The sequence below is a fragment of the Paenibacillus sp. FSL P4-0184 genome (assembly GCF_038004625.1).
Classification (GTDB): Bacteria; Bacillota; Bacilli; order Paenibacillales; family Paenibacillaceae; genus Paenibacillus_AQ.
Genome location: NZ_JBBORN010000001.1, coordinates 1,115,055 through 1,130,888, shown reverse-complemented (window position 1 = coordinate 1,130,888; position 15,834 = coordinate 1,115,055). Strand labels below are relative to the sequence as shown.

The 15,834-nt window shown below is 45.3% G+C and carries 16 protein-coding genes; 9 read left to right on the top strand and 7 right to left on the bottom strand.

The window, feature by feature from the left end; all coding sequences use genetic code 11:
• Positions 1–4: 4 nt before the first annotated feature.
• A complete protein-coding gene (locus MKY52_RS04815) occupies positions 5–2,035 on the top strand; it encodes a beta-galactosidase (protein ID WP_341050157.1) in 2,031 nt (676 codons plus the stop codon).
• A gap of 75 nt (positions 2,036–2,110) precedes the next feature.
• Here MKY52_RS04815 and MKY52_RS04810 read toward each other — a convergent pair whose 3' ends face one another.
• Complete coding sequence (locus MKY52_RS04810) at positions 2,111–2,761, bottom strand: hypothetical protein (protein ID WP_341050155.1); 651 nt, start codon at positions 2,759–2,761, stop codon at positions 2,111–2,113.
• A 243-nt stretch (positions 2,762–3,004) separates the two neighbouring features.
• On the opposite strand from MKY52_RS04810, the gene MKY52_RS04805 reads away from it, so the two are divergent.
• Positions 3,005–3,562 (top strand): DUF1273 domain-containing protein, encoded by a 558-nt coding sequence (locus tag MKY52_RS04805; RefSeq protein ID WP_234534519.1) that lies wholly within the window; start codon positions 3,005–3,007, stop codon positions 3,560–3,562.
• 85 nt (positions 3,563–3,647) lie between these two features.
• On the opposite strand, the gene MKY52_RS04800 is transcribed toward MKY52_RS04805, so the two are convergent.
• The 4 genes from MKY52_RS04800 to MKY52_RS04785 all read right to left on the bottom strand — a co-directional run bounded on the left by MKY52_RS04800 (position 3,648) and on the right by MKY52_RS04785 (position 8,016).
• The gene (locus MKY52_RS04800) at positions 3,648–5,105 is read right to left on the bottom strand and encodes an amidase family protein (protein ID WP_341050153.1); all 1,458 of its coding nucleotides are present in this window, start codon (positions 5,103–5,105) and stop codon (positions 3,648–3,650) included.
• Between the two features lie 266 nt (positions 5,106–5,371).
• Complete coding sequence (locus MKY52_RS04795; RefSeq protein ID WP_149646426.1) at positions 5,372–5,863, bottom strand: hypothetical protein; 492 nt, start codon at positions 5,861–5,863, stop codon at positions 5,372–5,374.
• 69 nt (positions 5,864–5,932) lie between these two features.
• Complete coding sequence (locus MKY52_RS04790) at positions 5,933–7,348, bottom strand: HAMP domain-containing sensor histidine kinase (protein ID WP_341050152.1); 1,416 nt, start codon at positions 7,346–7,348, stop codon at positions 5,933–5,935.
• Entirely contained in the window at positions 7,336–8,016 is a 681-nt protein-coding gene (locus tag MKY52_RS04785) for a response regulator transcription factor (RefSeq protein ID WP_042193322.1), read from the bottom strand. The genes MKY52_RS04790 and MKY52_RS04785 overlap by 13 nt, the downstream gene beginning before the upstream one ends.
• Positions 8,017–8,165: 149 nt before the next feature.
• On the opposite strand from MKY52_RS04785, the gene MKY52_RS04780 reads away from it, so the two are divergent.
• From MKY52_RS04780 to MKY52_RS04760, 5 genes are all read left to right on the top strand, one after another.
• Positions 8,166–8,879, top strand: a complete 714-nt coding sequence (locus MKY52_RS04780) for a YceI family protein (protein ID WP_341050150.1) — start codon at positions 8,166–8,168, stop codon at positions 8,877–8,879.
• Positions 8,880–9,044: 165 nt separating this feature from the next.
• Positions 9,045–9,440 carry an 8-oxo-dGTP diphosphatase MutT gene (mutT, locus tag MKY52_RS04775; RefSeq protein WP_341050149.1) on the top strand — a complete coding sequence of 132 codons (396 nt, stop codon included), beginning with the start codon at positions 9,045–9,047 and terminating at the stop codon, positions 9,438–9,440.
• Between the two features lie 37 nt (positions 9,441–9,477).
• The gene (locus tag MKY52_RS04770; protein ID WP_341050147.1) at positions 9,478–9,804 is read left to right on the top strand and encodes a nucleoside triphosphate pyrophosphohydrolase; all 327 of its coding nucleotides are present in this window, start codon (positions 9,478–9,480) and stop codon (positions 9,802–9,804) included.
• A gap of 34 nt (positions 9,805–9,838) precedes the next feature.
• Positions 9,839–10,192 carry a DUF1648 domain-containing protein gene (locus tag MKY52_RS04765; RefSeq protein ID WP_341050144.1) on the top strand — a complete coding sequence of 118 codons (354 nt, stop codon included), beginning with the start codon at positions 9,839–9,841 and terminating at the stop codon, positions 10,190–10,192.
• A 44-nt stretch (positions 10,193–10,236) separates the two neighbouring features.
• Positions 10,237–11,235 (top strand): Gfo/Idh/MocA family protein, encoded by a 999-nt coding sequence (locus MKY52_RS04760; RefSeq protein WP_341050143.1) that lies wholly within the window; start codon positions 10,237–10,239, stop codon positions 11,233–11,235.
• An 85-nt stretch (positions 11,236–11,320) separates the two neighbouring features.
• On the opposite strand, the gene wrbA is transcribed toward MKY52_RS04760, so the two are convergent.
• Positions 11,321–11,962: an NAD(P)H:quinone oxidoreductase type IV gene (wrbA, locus tag MKY52_RS04755; RefSeq protein WP_076299112.1), complete on the bottom strand. Its 642-nt coding sequence runs from the start codon at positions 11,960–11,962 to the stop codon at positions 11,321–11,323.
• Between the two features lie 153 nt (positions 11,963–12,115).
• Here wrbA and MKY52_RS04750 point away from each other — a divergent pair, with 153 nt between their 5' ends.
• The gene (locus MKY52_RS04750; RefSeq protein WP_341050141.1) at positions 12,116–12,598 is read left to right on the top strand and encodes a GyrI-like domain-containing protein; all 483 of its coding nucleotides are present in this window, start codon (positions 12,116–12,118) and stop codon (positions 12,596–12,598) included.
• Positions 12,599–13,372: 774 nt separating this feature from the next.
• Positions 13,373–13,927, top strand: coding sequence for a pyridoxamine 5'-phosphate oxidase family protein (locus MKY52_RS04745; RefSeq protein WP_341050139.1), 555 nt, complete (start codon positions 13,373–13,375; stop codon positions 13,925–13,927).
• Positions 13,928–14,023: 96 nt separating this feature from the next.
• Here the strand turns inward: MKY52_RS04745 and MKY52_RS04740 are convergent, their stop codons facing one another.
• Entirely contained in the window at positions 14,024–15,802 is a 1,779-nt protein-coding gene (locus MKY52_RS04740) for a hypothetical protein (RefSeq protein WP_341050137.1), read from the bottom strand.
• Positions 15,803–15,834 lie beyond the last annotated feature (32 nt).

The window sequence follows — 15,834 nt, the reverse complement described above, 5'->3', positions numbered from 1 at the left end:
AAGTGTGATTAACGATAAATTACCTAAGATTTGGTACGGTGGAGATTACAATCCAGAGCAATGGGATGCGCCTGTATGGGCAGAGGATGAGCGTATGTTTAAGCTGGCAGGAATTGATGTTGCCACAATTAATGTGTTTTCCTGGGCGCTGATCCAACCTTCCGAAGACACTTATGATTTCTCATCACTAGATGAATTAATGGATAGACTATATAAAAATGGTACTTACGTATGTCTGGCAACAGGTACAGGAGCGCACCCAGCTTGGATGGCTCATCGTTATCCTGAAGTTACTCGTGTTGATGTGAAGGGTAGAAAACGCAAGTTCGGTGGACGTCATAACTCGAATCCAAACAGTCCGGTTTACCGCAAGTTTGCAGCGAAGCTGGCAGGAAAGCTGGCTGAACGTTATAAGGATCATCCGGCGCTTGTAGCTTGGCACGTTTCGAATGAGTTCAGTAACTATGATTATTCTGATTTATCTGAAGCGGCGTTCCGTGTCTGGTTGAAGGATCGTTATGGTTCTCTGGATGCATTAAACAAAGCATGGAATACACGTTTTTGGGGACATACGTTTTATGATTGGGAAGAAATTGTACTGCCTAGTGAGCTGAGTGAAGAATGGGATGGCAACCGCACCAACTTCCAAGGCATTTCATTAGACTTCCGTAGATTTATGTCTCATAGCTTGCTGGAATGCTACAAAATTGAGAGCGATGCGATTAAGGAGCACAGTCCTAACGTACCTGTTACCACTAACTTGATGGGCTTTTATGATGAATTGGACTATTTTGAGTGGGCTAAACATATGGACGTCATTTCTTGGGACAACTATCCTTCACTGGATACACCAGTCAGCTTCACAGCCATGACGCATGATCTCATGCGTGGATTGAAGAATGGACAACCTTTCATGCTGATGGAGCAAACGCCAAGCCAGCAGAACTGGCAGCCATATAACTCTTTGAAACGTCCAGGGGTTATGCGCTTGTGGAGTTATCAGGCTGTTGCGCGTGGTGCAGACACTGTTCTGTTCTTCCAGCTGCGTCGTTCAATTGGTGCATGTGAGAAGTATCATGGAGCTGTTATTGAGCATGTGGGACATGAGCATACGCGTGTATTCCGTGAATGCGCTGAGCTAGGTAAAGAGCTGGGACAGCTTGGAGATCAGCTATTGGATGCGCGGAGTGTAGCTAAAGTAGGGATTATTTATGACTGGGAAAACCGCTGGGCCATCAACCTTTCAAGCGGACCATCCGTAGCCTTGGATTATGTGAATGAGATTCATAAATATTATGATGCACTCTACCAACAAAATATCGAAGCCGATATGATCGGTGTAGAAGAGAATCTGTTCAAATATGAGATTGTAATCGCACCTGTGATGTATATGGTTAAGCCGGGTTTTGCTGAGAAGGTTGAAGCTTTTGTAAAAGCAGGCGGTACATTCATTACGACTTATTTCAGCGGAATTGTTAATGAGAACGACCTCGTAACCGTAGGTGGCTACCCTGGGGAACTGCGCAACGTACTCGGGATCTGGGCAGAGGAAATTGATGCACTGCTGCCAGGGATGAGCAATGAGATTGTGATGGACAAAGCGTGGGGCAATTTGAGTGGTTCTTACAAATGTGATCTGCTCTGCGATCTGATTCATGCCGAAGGCGCTGAGGTTTTGGCAGAGTACGGATCTGATTTCTATAAAGGAATGCCAGCCTTGACTGTGAATAACTTTGGTGAAGGTAAAGCGTATTACGTGGCTACCAGCCCAGAAGCGGGATTCTTGAAAGGATTCTTAGCCAATCTGTGTGCCGACAAGAACATTCAGCCGCTAGTAACTGCACCGGAAGGTATCGAATCTGTGCAACGTGTGAAGGAAGGCGTATCCTACCTATTCTTGCTGAACCACACTACTGGTGATTTGAGTGCGGATATTGGTGCTACTGAGCGTACGGATCTTCTGACTGGCAATAAGGTTAACGGTTCTGCTGTTGTGCCAGCCCGTGGAGTGTTGATTTTGTCGGATAAGAACTAATTCGTAGTATATATAAAAAGATCTCCGGGGAACCAACTTGTCCCCGGAGATCTTTTTTTGTGGTGCAGCATTTCATTAGCTGCTGCTGCTCGCGCTGTCATCTGGAGTAGCTCCACCGAGATTGCCATTACTTAATGTAATGCTCTCCGCCACGGTGGAATCTGATTTAAGTGTGTATTGGATAATATCATCAGCCTTCAGTTCTGCTAAGGTGATCGCATTTTCTTGACGCGTGCCATTGTCGAAGGTAACCGCTACGATTTTAGTATCCGCATCAATCGTAATGTCTGTGGTTTCATCGGAGAATCTTTGCTGCATTCTACCTCCCTGTGGCCCACCGCCTTGTCCGCCACCTTCCGGCATTTCCCCTTGTGGCATCCCACCCTCGGGCGCAGCGCCATTTCCTGTACTTTGATCGCCATCAGGTCTTTCCGGCGGGGTACCGCCTTGACTGTTCTGCCCGTCACCTTCTCCAGCACCTTGTCGGGGCATAGACATGTCCGATTTATAGATGGTAAGGGTAGTATCGCTTACACTCTTAATCTTACCGAAATTCATGGACATATTAGGTCCGCCATTCTGTTGATCGCCGTTTGCTTGTGGTTGCTGCGCTGATGAACTATCAGACTGTGCAGAATCTGTTTTCTCAGAATCCGAGCTGCAGCCGGCTAACAATAGAGAAGCAAGAAGGCTTCCTGAGATCATAAAAGGGATGAATCTCCTCATTTTTTTCTCCTCCTAAAAGTTTTGTAAGGCTTGCTACTTCGAATTACTTCGTACAAAACTAGCTTCGAAAGCATAAACCTAAGTCGTTTAAAAAATGGTTTAGAAGAAATATAACAAACGGTTCTGAAAGATTGCTTAATATTAGCTGAAAGTTTGCCTAAAGAAATGAAGTGTGCAAATGTTATATAATGAACAAATATGTAGACTTAAAGGATAAGCCAACGTTCAGGAAAGAGGCAGCACATGAAGACTTTACTAGTAACGGGGTATCGTGCGCACGAGCTCGGTATTTTTGACAATAAGCATCAAGGGATTCCTTATATCAAAAAAGCACTAGCTAACCGATTAAAACCTCTAATAGAAGAAGGCGTGGAATGGGTGATTACACCCGGGCAATATGGTGTGGATCTGTGGGCATGCGAAGTGGTGAGCGAACTTAAGCTACAATATCCGGACTTAAAGCTTGGGATCATTACAGCGCATACTGGACAGGAAGAGAAATGGAAAGAAGAAAAGCAGAACGAGTATCGGCGTATTATTGCGGGTGCGGATTTCTTCGGGGCGGTCAGTAATGCTCCTTATGACGGTAGCTGGCAGTTTCGGGCTAGAGACGATTTGTTGTTCCGCAAAAGTGATGGAATATTGCTCTTTTATGATGAGGATGCGGCGGAGGGGAGTCCGAAGTTTTTTAAAGAGCGGGCGCTGAAGCTGCATGCTGAAGGAGAGTATGAGTTGTTTCTAATTCACTCTGATGAAATTCAGAATATTGCCGATGAAGAGAATCAACGTGACTATGAGTAAGTATATGTAGATTTTGGAAAAGTAAAGGCCCGTAAACAGTGAATGAGACCATCACCGTTTACGGGCTTTTTGATATAAGAAGTGATCAGATAAAACTCTTTAGCGATGGTGCTTTTCGCACCTTGTAGTTTTGTTCATAAGCATAGGCGAGCTTGATGAGTGTAGGCTCCTGATAAGCTTTCGCTGAGAAAGTTACACCGAAGGGGGCGCCGGCTGATGTATAACCGGAAGGCACAACGATGGACGGATATCCTGCTCTGGAGGTAATTCTGGCGCCGAAATCGGCGGGGAACAGCAGGGCATCCAGATTGTGCTCCTTCATGGTGGCGTCGATGCCTTCTTCCTTACATAGTTTTAGGTCAGTCGCACGGTGCAGCAAATACTTTGGTTCGGTTTGTGTGCCGGAAGAGGTATATTCCGCATCTATTAACGTAGCTTGACCATATCTCAAAGTCTCCACAGGATGTGCATGATTAAAATCAATAATATCCTTCAACGTTCGCATCGGTGCCCCAGGGCCCAAACGAGATAAATAAGCGTTCAAAGCTGTTTTGAATTCATTCAATACCACAGAAGAATAACTAATTTCCCGGGCGGTCTTAATATCCGCAGGATCAATAATAGTAGCTCCAAGCTCTCTCATTCTATCTACAGAAGCATTGAACAGTGCAAGTTGTTCTTCTGTCAGCTCCTCGAAATAATAATCACGCGGGATACCTATTCGGGCGCCTTGCAAGCCATTCTCGTCTAGGAATACAGTGTAATCCTTGTGGATTCTACCTATATTCGTTCCCATTGCTGCATCTTGAGTATCATTGCCGAGCAATGCGTTTAGCAGCAGAACGGCATCACGAACGGTTCTGGCCATAGGGCCAGCAGTATCTTGTGTATTGGATAGCGGAAGGATTCCCGAACGGCTGAGCAGTCCAACGGTTGGCTTAATGCCAATAATGGAGCCCAAGTTACCAGGGTTAAGGATCGATCCCGAGGTCTCTGTGCCAACAGAAACTGTACAAAAGTTACAAGCGACAGCTACCGCGGAACCAGCACTGGAGCCACCTGTTGGTGTAGATATATTGTAGGGGTTAAGGACTTGCCCGCCGCGGGAGCTGTATCCGGAGGGCATGCCGGTTGTCATAAAATTGGCGAATTCGGTCATATTGGCTTTACCCATAATGATTGCTCCGGCTTCACGCAGTTTGGTAACTATAAACGCATCTTCCCCGGCAAAAGAATTCGCCAAAGCCAGCGAGCCCGCGCTAGTATGCATTTTATCCCCGGTATTGATGTTATCCTTCAATAACACAGGTATGCCGTGCAGGGGTCCCCGGGAGCCGTTGATCGTACGTTCAACATCTAGAGATTCTGCGATAAATAATGCATCAGGATTGATCTCCAGCACAGAGTTAATCGTCAGGCCATTTTTGTCATGATCAGCTATGCGTTCATAATACATGAGAACTAGTTGTTTTGACGTAAGTTCTCCGGCTTCTAATGCTGCTTGGATCTCCGGTATAGTGGCTTCTACGATTTCAAAACTCATGTGCGTTCACGCTTCTTTCCCTTTAGGATATAGCTTCCCCTTCATCTAACCATAATTTGGGTTTTAGTGGTAGTATTCTTTTTATACTACAAATTATTGAATGATGGTCTCGGCAGTTAGAGGGGATATTAATGTTTTTTATTAGCGAAGTTATGGGTAGAGCTTGCAAGTGTACAACTGAAAAGAGGTGTCCAAATCGCCAAAACAAATGGCTGTTAGGACACCTCTTTTTATTTTTTTCTGATAGGAGTTATTATTACCCCTGCTTACTCCTGTGCTGTAAATCCCTCTTCTGCTAAATATTCTTTAGCTTCCTCAAGGGTCTCAAAGGCCATTTCTAGATTAAGGTCGGCATAGACATACCATAAATCATCCTCAAGTTTTAGAGTAAGTGTATGACCCTCATCATTAGTCCAGAGTGAGTCGGCGGCTGCCGCAGCCTTTTTCTTTCTTTTGCTGGCTACAGGGGCGTCTGGAATGTAAATAGAGAGTGAGGTGATGGAGGCATCCAACAGACTCCGCAGCTCGGATTCCGAGTAGTCGCGAATGTTCACAAAGCCCTTATCATCTGCCTCATAGCCCCGCAATAAGCCTGCGAACACATAACCATTCCCATTAGGATGCAGATGGTAAGCAACGGTTTTCTTATCATGCTGGCTTTCCTCGTAGTGATAGTTCACGCGCCCAAGGGATACGTTTTTACGTTCCAGTTGGGGGTAAGAGTCGAGAATCGCTAATTTTTGTTCAAAAGTAAGCATATACAGCCTCCGGTTTTCGGTGTGATTGTGCACATGATTATACCATGACGATGGCCCGCAGACTATTTTTTAGTGATCAAGCGGCAGAGACAGCACAAAGGTACAGCCTTCCTGGGAGTGCTTCTCAAGCACAAGGCTTCCATTCATAGATTCGGCCAAAAGACGGCTGAAGGTGAGACCGAGTCCCAGACCACGTAGTGTGCTCTGTTTGTCGCTACCTCGGAAAAAAGCCTCGAAGACATGCTCACTATGATTTGATGAGATGCCCAGCCCATTATCCTGAACACGAATCTCCGCCATGCCATGACCTTGCTGTTCAAGCAGCTCTACTGTAAGCTGCACCATTCGGTCTGGGGCTTTGGCTTGTACACTGTTATTAAGTAAATTGACGATGATTTGTTGGATACGTAGCGGGTCCCCACACAAAAATAAGGGAGTTCTTGGCATATGGAGCATAGGCTCCGCAACTTCATCCGCTTGTGTCAGCTTCCATTGATACACGATTTCTGATAACAGTGGCACGGCATCCAGTCGATCGTGACGGACAGAGACGATTCCTGCAGTCAGTGCGTTGTAATCCAGAAGATCGGCAACCATCCGTTGCAATCGTCCAGCTTCCTGCAAAGCAATATCTAGAAATTCCATCGCCTCATCGTCTTCCACGACCCCTTCACGAACGGCATGGATTAGGCCTTTAATAGAGGTCACTGGTGTCTTTAGTTCGTGGGATACACCGGCTAACATAACCGCACGGGACTGCTCAAATTGTTGTAACTTGCCTGCCATCTCTTCAAAAGACAACATCAGTTCATGGATTTCTCGTTCTTTGGCGTCCTTATCCAGAACGATATCATAACGGCCATGACTGATTTGAGCGGCTGCTTTGGCTACTTTCTGGATCGGTTTTGCCAGTTTACGAGACAAGAGGTAAATGGTTAGCCAACTTAATATGATTAGAAATAGCAACAGAATGGAGAAAAAAATGATCTCTTCCTGCGGGATATGCCTCAGCGATTTCTTGGATTGAAGGACAATCACCTGTCCCAGCGTTTCCCCATCCGATTTTATGGACGCTACTGCAGCTTTGAACTCCGGACTGCGAGAGTCGTTAAGACTATCATTAAGTTTATGCCTCATCTCATCTTCAGTTAGTGGTGGCATAGAGAACAGCATCTGATCTTGCTGATCCGTAATGATTACACACATTTCTACGGTTAACTTGAAGAATCGTTTTCGGTCTTCAATGAGCATTCCAAGATTTTGGCTGATCTCTATTGATCCCTCACGATTTACGCTCCGGTCGGCAATCTCCTGTGCTAATAATCCAGTAGTCTGCATCCGGTTACTCATAGCTTCTTGTTGGATCCACCAGAACGTCGTTAGTGCAGTTAGCAGGAGGCCAACACTAATGATGAGCAGGTAACGAATCGTCCAATAGGAGAGAATCGAAGTACGTTTGGGGCTGCTTTTCTTTAGGTTGTCCATAATTGATATCCTGTCCCTCTCAGGGTACGGATTTCCCCCTCATCTACTGGCCAATGCGACAGCGCTTGGCGAAGTCTTTTGATAGACAAGTCCACGGCTCGGTCACTTCCTTCGTAATCCATCTCCCAGACATGTTCTATTAATTGCTCGCGAGTACATATTTGATTAGGTCTTTCAGCCAGAAATAACATGACCGACATATCACGTGGACTAAGACTCAGCTCAACCCCGTTTAAAAAGACAGCTCGTGCAGTAAAGTCGATAAACAAACTGCCATAATGCCGTTTGCGGCTGCCATCGGACCACTGCGAAGGACGGCGTAACACAGCATTCACGCGTGCCACCACTTCCTCAGGAATAAAGGGCTTAGACATATAATCATCCGCACCACCGTCGAGACCGGCTAGTCGGTCATTGATCCCGTCCCTTGCGGTGAGCATGATCACGGGACAGCTGCTTTTTTCACGGATCAGCTTTAGCAGTTCAAAGCCGTCCATGTTTGGCAGCATGATGTCGAGTAATACTAATGAGGGAGGTGTTATAGCAAACGACTCCAGCGCAGCACGTCCGTCGGCTACACGGGTGACATGGAAGCCTGCTTTTTTCAGATAGGCACTGAGGACCCTGGAGATAGCTTCCTCATCTTCAACAATTAGAATGGATCTCATCATGTGGTGGTCCTCCAATCTATAAAATTACGACAAGTTTAACACATCATAGCTCGCTCTGCTCTGACTTCTTCCCGACTTATTGCTTTGTTAGAATGAGGGACGAGCTTGAAAATATACAGAATATTTTGAATATTGGAGGGAACAGGATGAAGAGAAAAAGAATAGCCTTGATCGCGGCCGGAGTCATTATCGTAGGAGTAGTCACAGGTTATACATTGCTGGATAAATCGCTGGGCAATAATGTACAGATCGAGTCCGTGATTCCAGGGCAAGCCACAACAGCCGGTAATGGAGAAAGCGCGACTAACACTGGAGCATCAGCAGGAGCGACGGTCACAGCCGATCAATTAAACGGTGATTGGACGGTTACGGATGCTTCTAAAGTATATTGGTCAGTAACCACTTCTAAAGAAACAGTAAACTTCGTGGATAACAAAGTTCAAGGTACCTGGAAAGTTAATATAGAAGATTCTACTTCGATGGTTGGAGAAGGGTCAGTAGATATGAGCGCTCTGGACTCTGGCAATGGTCAAAGAGATGAGCATGTAAAAGGGGAAGATTTTCTAGCCGTTACGGAATTCCCACAATCTACGTTTGTCGTTAAATCATTCTCGGAGCTGCCAACGGAATGGACCGAAGGAGCCACTGTGCCGGTTGAAATGCAAGGAACGCTTACAGTGAAGGGTGTAGAAAAGGATGTTACCTTCCAGTCTCAAGCAGCTTACAGTGGTGGACAGCTGATGCTGTCGGGTACAACAACAGTGGCTTTTTCTGATTTTGGCTTAAGCAATCCACACACCGTTGTGCTGGATACGGAGAACAATCTTGAGGTTCGATTAGAGCTTGTATTGACGAAATAGCAGTCTTTCCGTAAAGAAGACTTTGCTGTGAATTTATAGAGAAACTGTACGGAAGAGACTTTCCCGGGCCTAATAGCTTTTGGGAGAGTCTCTTTGGTTTGGAATGAAATGTATGTTTTAATAGAAGTATCTGTCTAATAAATAGCAATAAAGGAGGTGTTCCTTGTGATTCAGGTGGCGGCAGCGATTATACATAATGAAGAAGGACAGATTCTTATTGCTCGGCGCAGGCAAGGTAAATCTCAGGCAGGTCTGTGGGAATTTCCTGGCGGCAAAATAGAGCAGGGTGAAAGCATCGCAGATTGTCTGCAGAGAGAGCTTCAGGAGGAGATGGGGATAACAATCCTTCCCTATGAAAGCTTTGGCGTGAACGAGCACAACTATGGAAGTGTCGAGATCAGACTGTTTGCTTGGAAAGCCCGATATATGGGAGGTGTAATTGAACTTGTCGATCACGATGAATATAGGTGGGTGTTTCCAACTGCACTCGGTCAGTTCACTTTTGCTCCTGCAGATATTCCTTTTGTAGTACGGCTAATGGTGGAATCAGATCAAGTGTGAAGGCAGTCTGAACATCAAGTAGAAAGGAAGAACTTAAGTGCCCGTATATGAAAAGCTAGTGCGTGACGGAATTCCCAACCTGATAGCTTCTCAAGGTAAAGACTTTAAAACAAGGATATTAGAGTCCAAAGAATACATAACTGAACTACGTAAAAAATTGAAAGAAGAGTCGGAGGAGTATTTTCGGGCAGTGAGTAATGAAGAAGCTCTAGAGGAGCTTGCCGACATGCTGGAAGTAATTCAAGCGCTGGCGGAGACCCATGGAAGTAACAGCGCAGAACTGGAGGAGCTTCGTGCGGAGAAAGCTGAACGTCGTGGTGGATTTAAGGAACGGATATTTTTAATTGAAGTGGAAGGAGAATAACTAGAGATTATTGTTCTGTATAAGGAGGTTATTAATGTTGTCCAAAACCAAACTGATGATGATCTTAAGCGGTGTGGTAGCCTTAATCCCTGTAGCTATTTATTTATTCCTATATTCCAAAATGCCTGATAGGGTCCCGATCCATTACGATGGGAACATGGCTGATAGATTTGTAAGTAAGTCTAGTCTGGAGGTTATTTTGCAAAGCGGGCTTGGATGTTTGGGATTCATAATCATGAAGCTTCTCCAGTTCCTTCTGCAAAAAGCGTTTATTCAGAGCTCTAACGAGCCTTCAGCGGCTTTGAGCAGGATCTGGAATATTGCTATTTTGGTGGTGACAGTGGTATTTGCTGGCATCAGTTCCTATACATTTATTAGAATGGTCTGATAGAATTAAAGAGGCTTAGCAGAAGGATTAGGAGGAACATGCAAATGAAAATAGATAACGCTTACAAGGTAAGATGGGGAATTCTCAGTACAGGCTGGATTGCCCATCAGTTTGTTACTGATTTAGCTCACGCCAGCAATGGTGTGGCATATGCCGTGGGGTCGCGTTCACAGGAAAGTGCAGATAAATTCGCGAGGGATCATGGAGTACCACATGCTTATGCTACCTATGAGGAATTGGTAAATGACCCGAATGTAGACGCGGTATATATTGGAACGCCACATCCTTTTCACAAAGAAAATGCACTATTGGCGCTGCGTGCAGGCAAAGCTGTCCTATGTGAGAAGCCTTTTACCGTGAATAGCGGAGAATTGGAAGAAGTAGTGGCCTACGCTAGAGATCATAAGCTGTTCCTGATGGAGGCTATGTGGAGTCGTTACATCACGGCGATTGTGAAGGTTAGAGAATGGATCGCCGAGGGTAGAATCGGTGAAGTTCGCTTGGTGAAGGCAGACTTAGGATTTCGCACCGACTGGAATCCGGAAAGCAGATTGCTGAATCCGAAGCTGGGCGGAGGCGCGCTGCTGGATGTTGGGATTTATCCGGTTTCTTTTGCCTCGATGGTGTTTGGACCTCATCCTGAATCTATCTCCAGTACGGTGCATATTGGTGAGACTGGAGTGGATGAGCATTTCTCCCTGCTGCTGAATTATGGCAATGGGAAAACCGCTTCGTTGAACGGTGGTATTCGTCTTAATACGCTGGAGGAAGCGCATGTGTTTGGAACAGAGGGCCGTATAATTGTTGAAGGGACGTTAGTGAACCCGAAATCTGCTTCGCTTTATATAGGGGATGAGAAGGTAGAGAGCTTTGTGGATGATCGAGCTTCTATTGGATATTGTTTTGAAGCAGAGGAAGTAGGACGTTGTCTACAAGCAGGGCTAACAGAAAGCCCAGTCATGTCACTGGATGAATCGTTAGCGATTCTGCAACTGCTGGATCAAATACGTGCGCAGTGGGGTCTTAAGTATCCTGGAGAGTAATTTTTAAAAATAATAATACCCCTCGGTTTATATGCTACGTAGGTAGCTCCGAGGGGTGTTTGATATATCGATCGAAGGTGGGCGTCTAGTTCTGACTATTGGCGTTTTTACTTTTGCCTGCTTGGACCCAGCCGGCCACTTCAACGGTGCGCTTCGCTTGATGAAAAACAGCATCACGGATCCGATCCTGCTCTTCGATCATTTTACCGTCTCCATCTACACTGACGCTTGTTCCGTACGGGTTGCCTCCCGCTCCAAATGTGACGGGATCTGTGTAACCTGGTGCTGCGACAATCGCTCCCCAGTGATACATGGATGTGTAGAGTGCCAAGATCGTTGCTTCCTGTCCGCCATGTGGATTCTGTGCTGAGCTCATGGCGCTGACAACTTTGTTTACGGTGAGTCCTTTGCCCCAAATCCCTCCGGTTGTATCAATGAACTGCTTCATTTGAGAAGCAATGTTACCGTAACGGGTTGGAGAACTGAAAATAATCGCATCGGCCTCCACAATATCATCAGGTGTTGCAACGGGGATATCTTTTGTCTTCTCAGCCAGAGCCTTCATGGCCGGATTGGCCGCGATTTTATCCTCGGGAACCAGTTCCTGCACCTTCAGCAGCTTTACCTCAGCTCCCGCTTTCTCGGCGCTTTCCGCGGCCCATTGTGCTAGCTGGTAGTTAGTTCCTGTGGCACTGTAGTAGATGACGGCTAATTTAATTTTTGACATGCTGGAGTCATTCCCTTCGAGTGTAGTTCCATACTATTAATTACCCCATTGATGCTTTTATAACCCAAATCGATAATTCTGCTCTAACTGGACAGACAGATGTCCACTTCCCTTGTGTATACTGAACTCAATTACAGGAAATGAGGGAGAATAATGAATACTTATTTTTCACAAAAACCGAAGATGACATTGGCTGGGGTTAGCATACGTACGACAAATGAAGTAGAAATGGGTCCCGATGGGGGCTTATCGCGGCTGTGGGAAACGTATTTTCAAAGTAATATTGCGGGGCAGATGGATACGGTTAAGCCTGAGTATATCTATGCCTTGTATACAGATTATGAGAGTGATGCGTCAGGAGCTTATACCGTTGTGATTGGGCATGAAGTCGCTGGGGAGAGATATTTAGCGGATAGCGGCATCGTGAGTGCGGCTGTACCAGAGAGCAAGTATATGGTTTTTACGACGAAAAAAGGTCCGGTATTTGAAGTAGTCTCGCAAGCATGGGGGGAGATTTGGGCTTATTTTAAGGGCTCTACAGAGGCAAGAACTTATACGGGCGATTTTGAAATTTACGATTCGCGGAATTTTGATCCTGCTAACACGCAGGTTGAGATTTATATTGCGATTGAGTAGATCGGGTGAAAGATATTTTAGCTAAAAGAAATGTTTCGTGGGGATTTGGGGGCTGCCGAGAGGCAGTTCCTTTTTTCGCGGATGAGCTGAATCCCTCGGGTGAGGGTGAAGGGTTACTCAACGATTAAAACGAATATATATCAATAGAAGGAATGAGTAAATACTTAACAAATGAGTCCGCTCAAAAGAACGGTAAATATGCCACCTATTAGGCTCTAAGAGCTAGAATAGCAAGAAAGAAGGGTAAAAATGCCCTACAATACTCTCAAGAGCTCAAATAGCAAGAAAGAGGGGCAGAAATACCCTACATTTACCCTAAAGAGCCAAATTAGCAAGAAAGAAGGGTAAAAATACCTTACATTTGCCCCAAAGAGCCCAAATAGCGAGAAAGAGGGGCAGAAATACCCTACATTTACCCTAAAGAGCCAAATTAGCGAGAAAGAGGGGTAAAAATACCCTACATTTACCCTAAAGAGCCAAATTAGCGAGAAAGAGGGGTAAAAATACCCTATATTTGCCGCAAAGAGCCCAAAAAGCAAGAAAGAGGGGTAAAAATACCCTACATTTACCCTAATGATGCTCCAAACCGTTTGGGAGGAGATGGAGCAAGTGGAGTGTAAATGAAATAACTTGTTGAGTGAAGTGGATGAATTTTGATGGAGTTGAACTAAGGAAGTGTAGACGAAGTAGCTGGTTGAGTTAATATGTTCGATGGAGCATGACAGTCCCACCAAACAAATCACACACAAACCAAAATGAAACGGAGAACACCAAATGGGAAAACAATTCACGGCTATATTACCTGCACATCAGGAGTTTATTCTTCGGCAGCATCTTTTTTTCGTAGGGTCAGCGCCGCTATCTGAAGAGGGGCATGTTAACCTTTCACCTAAGGGTCATGATTGCTTGCGGATTTTGTCTCCTAATCAAGTGGCTTATCTCGATATGACCGGTAGTGGCAATGAGACGAGCGCACATCTGCTGGAAAATGGAAGAGTGACGGTTATGTTTTGTGCGTTTGAAGGACCGCCGAACATTCTGAGACTGTATGGAACAGGGACAGTAATCCTGCCTGGTTCATTTGAATGGGAAGCACTGTACCCTATTTTTACACCTCTGCCTGGAGCTAGACAGATCATTTTAATTGATGTTCATAAGGTACAGACTTCCTGCGGATTTTCGGTCCCATTCATGAGTTATGACGGTGAGCGAGAGTCGTTACAACGTTGGTCTATCCAAAAGGGCGAAGCAGGTCTGAAAGAATATAGACAAGAGAAGAACACCACAAGTATAGACGGGCTACCGACACCCCTTGGACAAAAAAACTAAGCGGACATGGTGATCCTAGGTTCATGTATATATAAAGTTTCTCATTCGTCACGATGAGCGATCCCACAATTCGACTAAGCAGTTATCTCATATATTCTACTGTCCAAAACTCATACTACCCACGGATTCCACCACAAACACAGGCACATATTGCTCTCCCATGTCCGTTCCAACAAGCTGATAACCGTTCTGATATTGACCACTAACTAACGCGTTACCTGTAACGGAACCCAAGTCTCCTTGAAGCAAAATATAAACCCCATTCGAGTAAGCCAGCTTATTACCGAAGTTATCTGCGACGATTTCACAGTGAAAAGATACCTTTTCAAAAGGATGAAGCGCTACATCGGAAGCTGAAATTACCGCATACTCCTGAACAATCTCAGCAAATTGATAGCTGCCATCTGCTTTACGATAACGTGCCGTCTGTCCAACGACACCGTCTCCGAGATCCGCGTTAGATACGAGTAAGGAATCAACGGACTGCAGTTCATAGCTATCTCCAGACACTGAAAACAACTGCGAAATACCATCCGACTTCATTTCATATGCTGTAAAAAGGGTACGTCCACCTTCGACCTCAGATTCAGCCAGAACCACGGGGGCACCAGAATCTGAAGAGGCAGCAAGCTGGTCATTAAAAGTTAGACTGCGCAGACTCTCGAATTTCGGTAAAATATTTCCAGTTAAAGTTATGACACTTTCGTCGCTATTCATTGCTGCATAATAGAGGACACCATTGCTATCCGTTCCAGCCACAATGACCTTCTTATCGTGTAGTCCCTTGCTGGAGATGACGTTCCCATATCTGCCTTGCTCTTCACCGCCCGGGAGAAGGCGCACAGGCTCGGCAATATTCCAAGCCAATCTTGTAGCGGCAATGATTGAAGAAGTATCTTCTAGCGGAGCAAGATCACTGTATAGCTGAATAGCTTCAGCATATTGACCTTTACTGGTCATACGCTTGGCATTTTTAAGTAGTTTAGCTTTACTAGTATCTACTAAGGTTAGTACTTTGGATGAGGTGATCCCTGCCGATCCTGCAAAATTACGATAAGCAACAGCATGCCCAGCAAAGGCGGTGATGTTATCGCTCTCTAGATCTTTGTTCAGGATGATCTTTCCGCTACTTTCTGCCTGCCCAAGTACCCATGGCGCTTCGTAACTATGCTGGCTGTAAGCATTTATCATGGAGAGGGTGCTCTCCAGCATGCCTGTAAAGTTTCCTGTGCCTGCTAAGGCTTTTAGTTTAGCTGTATCATGACTTTTGAACTTTGAGGCTAGCAACTCCTCCTTGGATGCAGCGCTTCCGTAATAAGCATCGGGAATCTGCAACAGATTCCATTTAAAAGTGTCTTCTTTACTCGTGTTTCCATCTTGGCTCTGAGCAAGTTCGGTAAGAAACTGCTCCTTAAATTCTCGGAAGTAGGTTGTGAACCGGTCAGAAATGCCTGAATCGGTCGATAACTGGCGATAATAGGACTCATAAGGACCACCGGGCTTCATATATGTAGCTTTTAAGCTGAGGAGAGTATCATAACTTTTCATAAATCCGGTGAAATCTTTAGTCGCAGCTTGTGCTTTAGCGGAAGATACCAAGGCATTCAAACCTTGGCGGATGGCCGTGATTGGTGACAGCTCATCAAGTCGCTTCGTAACCTTTTCTTCCATATAAAGAATGGAATGGTTTGCCGCCGCTAGGCGATACTGATTCTCTGCACTTATCAGATCGCCAGCAGCATAGAGACGGTCGGCTTCCTTGGTTATTTGTATTTTGTCGGCGATGAGAAAAACCTTCTGTCCAAGCATCACAAACATGCTTATACACAAAATGATCATAAAGTTTCGCAGGGTTATTAATGGTTTGAACGTCATATAGAGTAGCCTCTTTTTTCAAAATATAAGAA

Excerpts from the sequence above, each read along its gene's own strand:
- MKY52_RS04740 (WP_341050137.1), bottom strand. The coding sequence starts at position 15,802 with ATGACGTTCAAACCATTAATAACCCTGCGAAACTTTATGATCATTTTG.
- MKY52_RS04800 (WP_341050153.1), bottom strand. The coding sequence starts at position 5,105 with ATGAGTTTTGAAATCGTAGAAGCCACTATACCGGAGATCCAAGCAGCA.
- MKY52_RS04745 (WP_341050139.1), top strand. The coding sequence starts at position 13,373 with ATGGGAAAACAATTCACGGCTATATTACCTGCACATCAGGAGTTTATT.
- MKY52_RS04765 (WP_341050144.1), top strand. The coding sequence starts at position 9,839 with ATGTTGTCCAAAACCAAACTGATGATGATCTTAAGCGGTGTGGTAGCC.
- MKY52_RS04790 (WP_341050152.1), bottom strand. The coding sequence starts at position 7,348 with ATGGACAACCTAAAGAAAAGCAGCCCCAAACGTACTTCGATTCTCTCC.
- MKY52_RS04810 (WP_341050155.1), bottom strand. The coding sequence starts at position 2,761 with ATGAGGAGATTCATCCCTTTTATGATCTCAGGAAGCCTTCTTGCTTCT.
- MKY52_RS04785 (WP_042193322.1), bottom strand. The coding sequence starts at position 8,016 with ATGAGATCCATTCTAATTGTTGAAGATGAGGAAGCTATCTCCAGGGTC.
- MKY52_RS04805 (WP_234534519.1), top strand. The coding sequence starts at position 3,005 with ATGAAGACTTTACTAGTAACGGGGTATCGTGCGCACGAGCTCGGTATT.
- wrbA (WP_076299112.1), bottom strand. The coding sequence starts at position 11,962 with ATGTCAAAAATTAAATTAGCCGTCATCTACTACAGTGCCACAGGAACT.
- MKY52_RS04750 (WP_341050141.1), top strand. The coding sequence starts at position 12,116 with ATGAATACTTATTTTTCACAAAAACCGAAGATGACATTGGCTGGGGTT.
- MKY52_RS04760 (WP_341050143.1), top strand. The coding sequence starts at position 10,237 with ATGAAAATAGATAACGCTTACAAGGTAAGATGGGGAATTCTCAGTACA.
- MKY52_RS04780 (WP_341050150.1), top strand. The coding sequence starts at position 8,166 with ATGAAGAGAAAAAGAATAGCCTTGATCGCGGCCGGAGTCATTATCGTA.
- MKY52_RS04795 (WP_149646426.1), bottom strand. The coding sequence starts at position 5,863 with ATGCTTACTTTTGAACAAAAATTAGCGATTCTCGACTCTTACCCCCAA.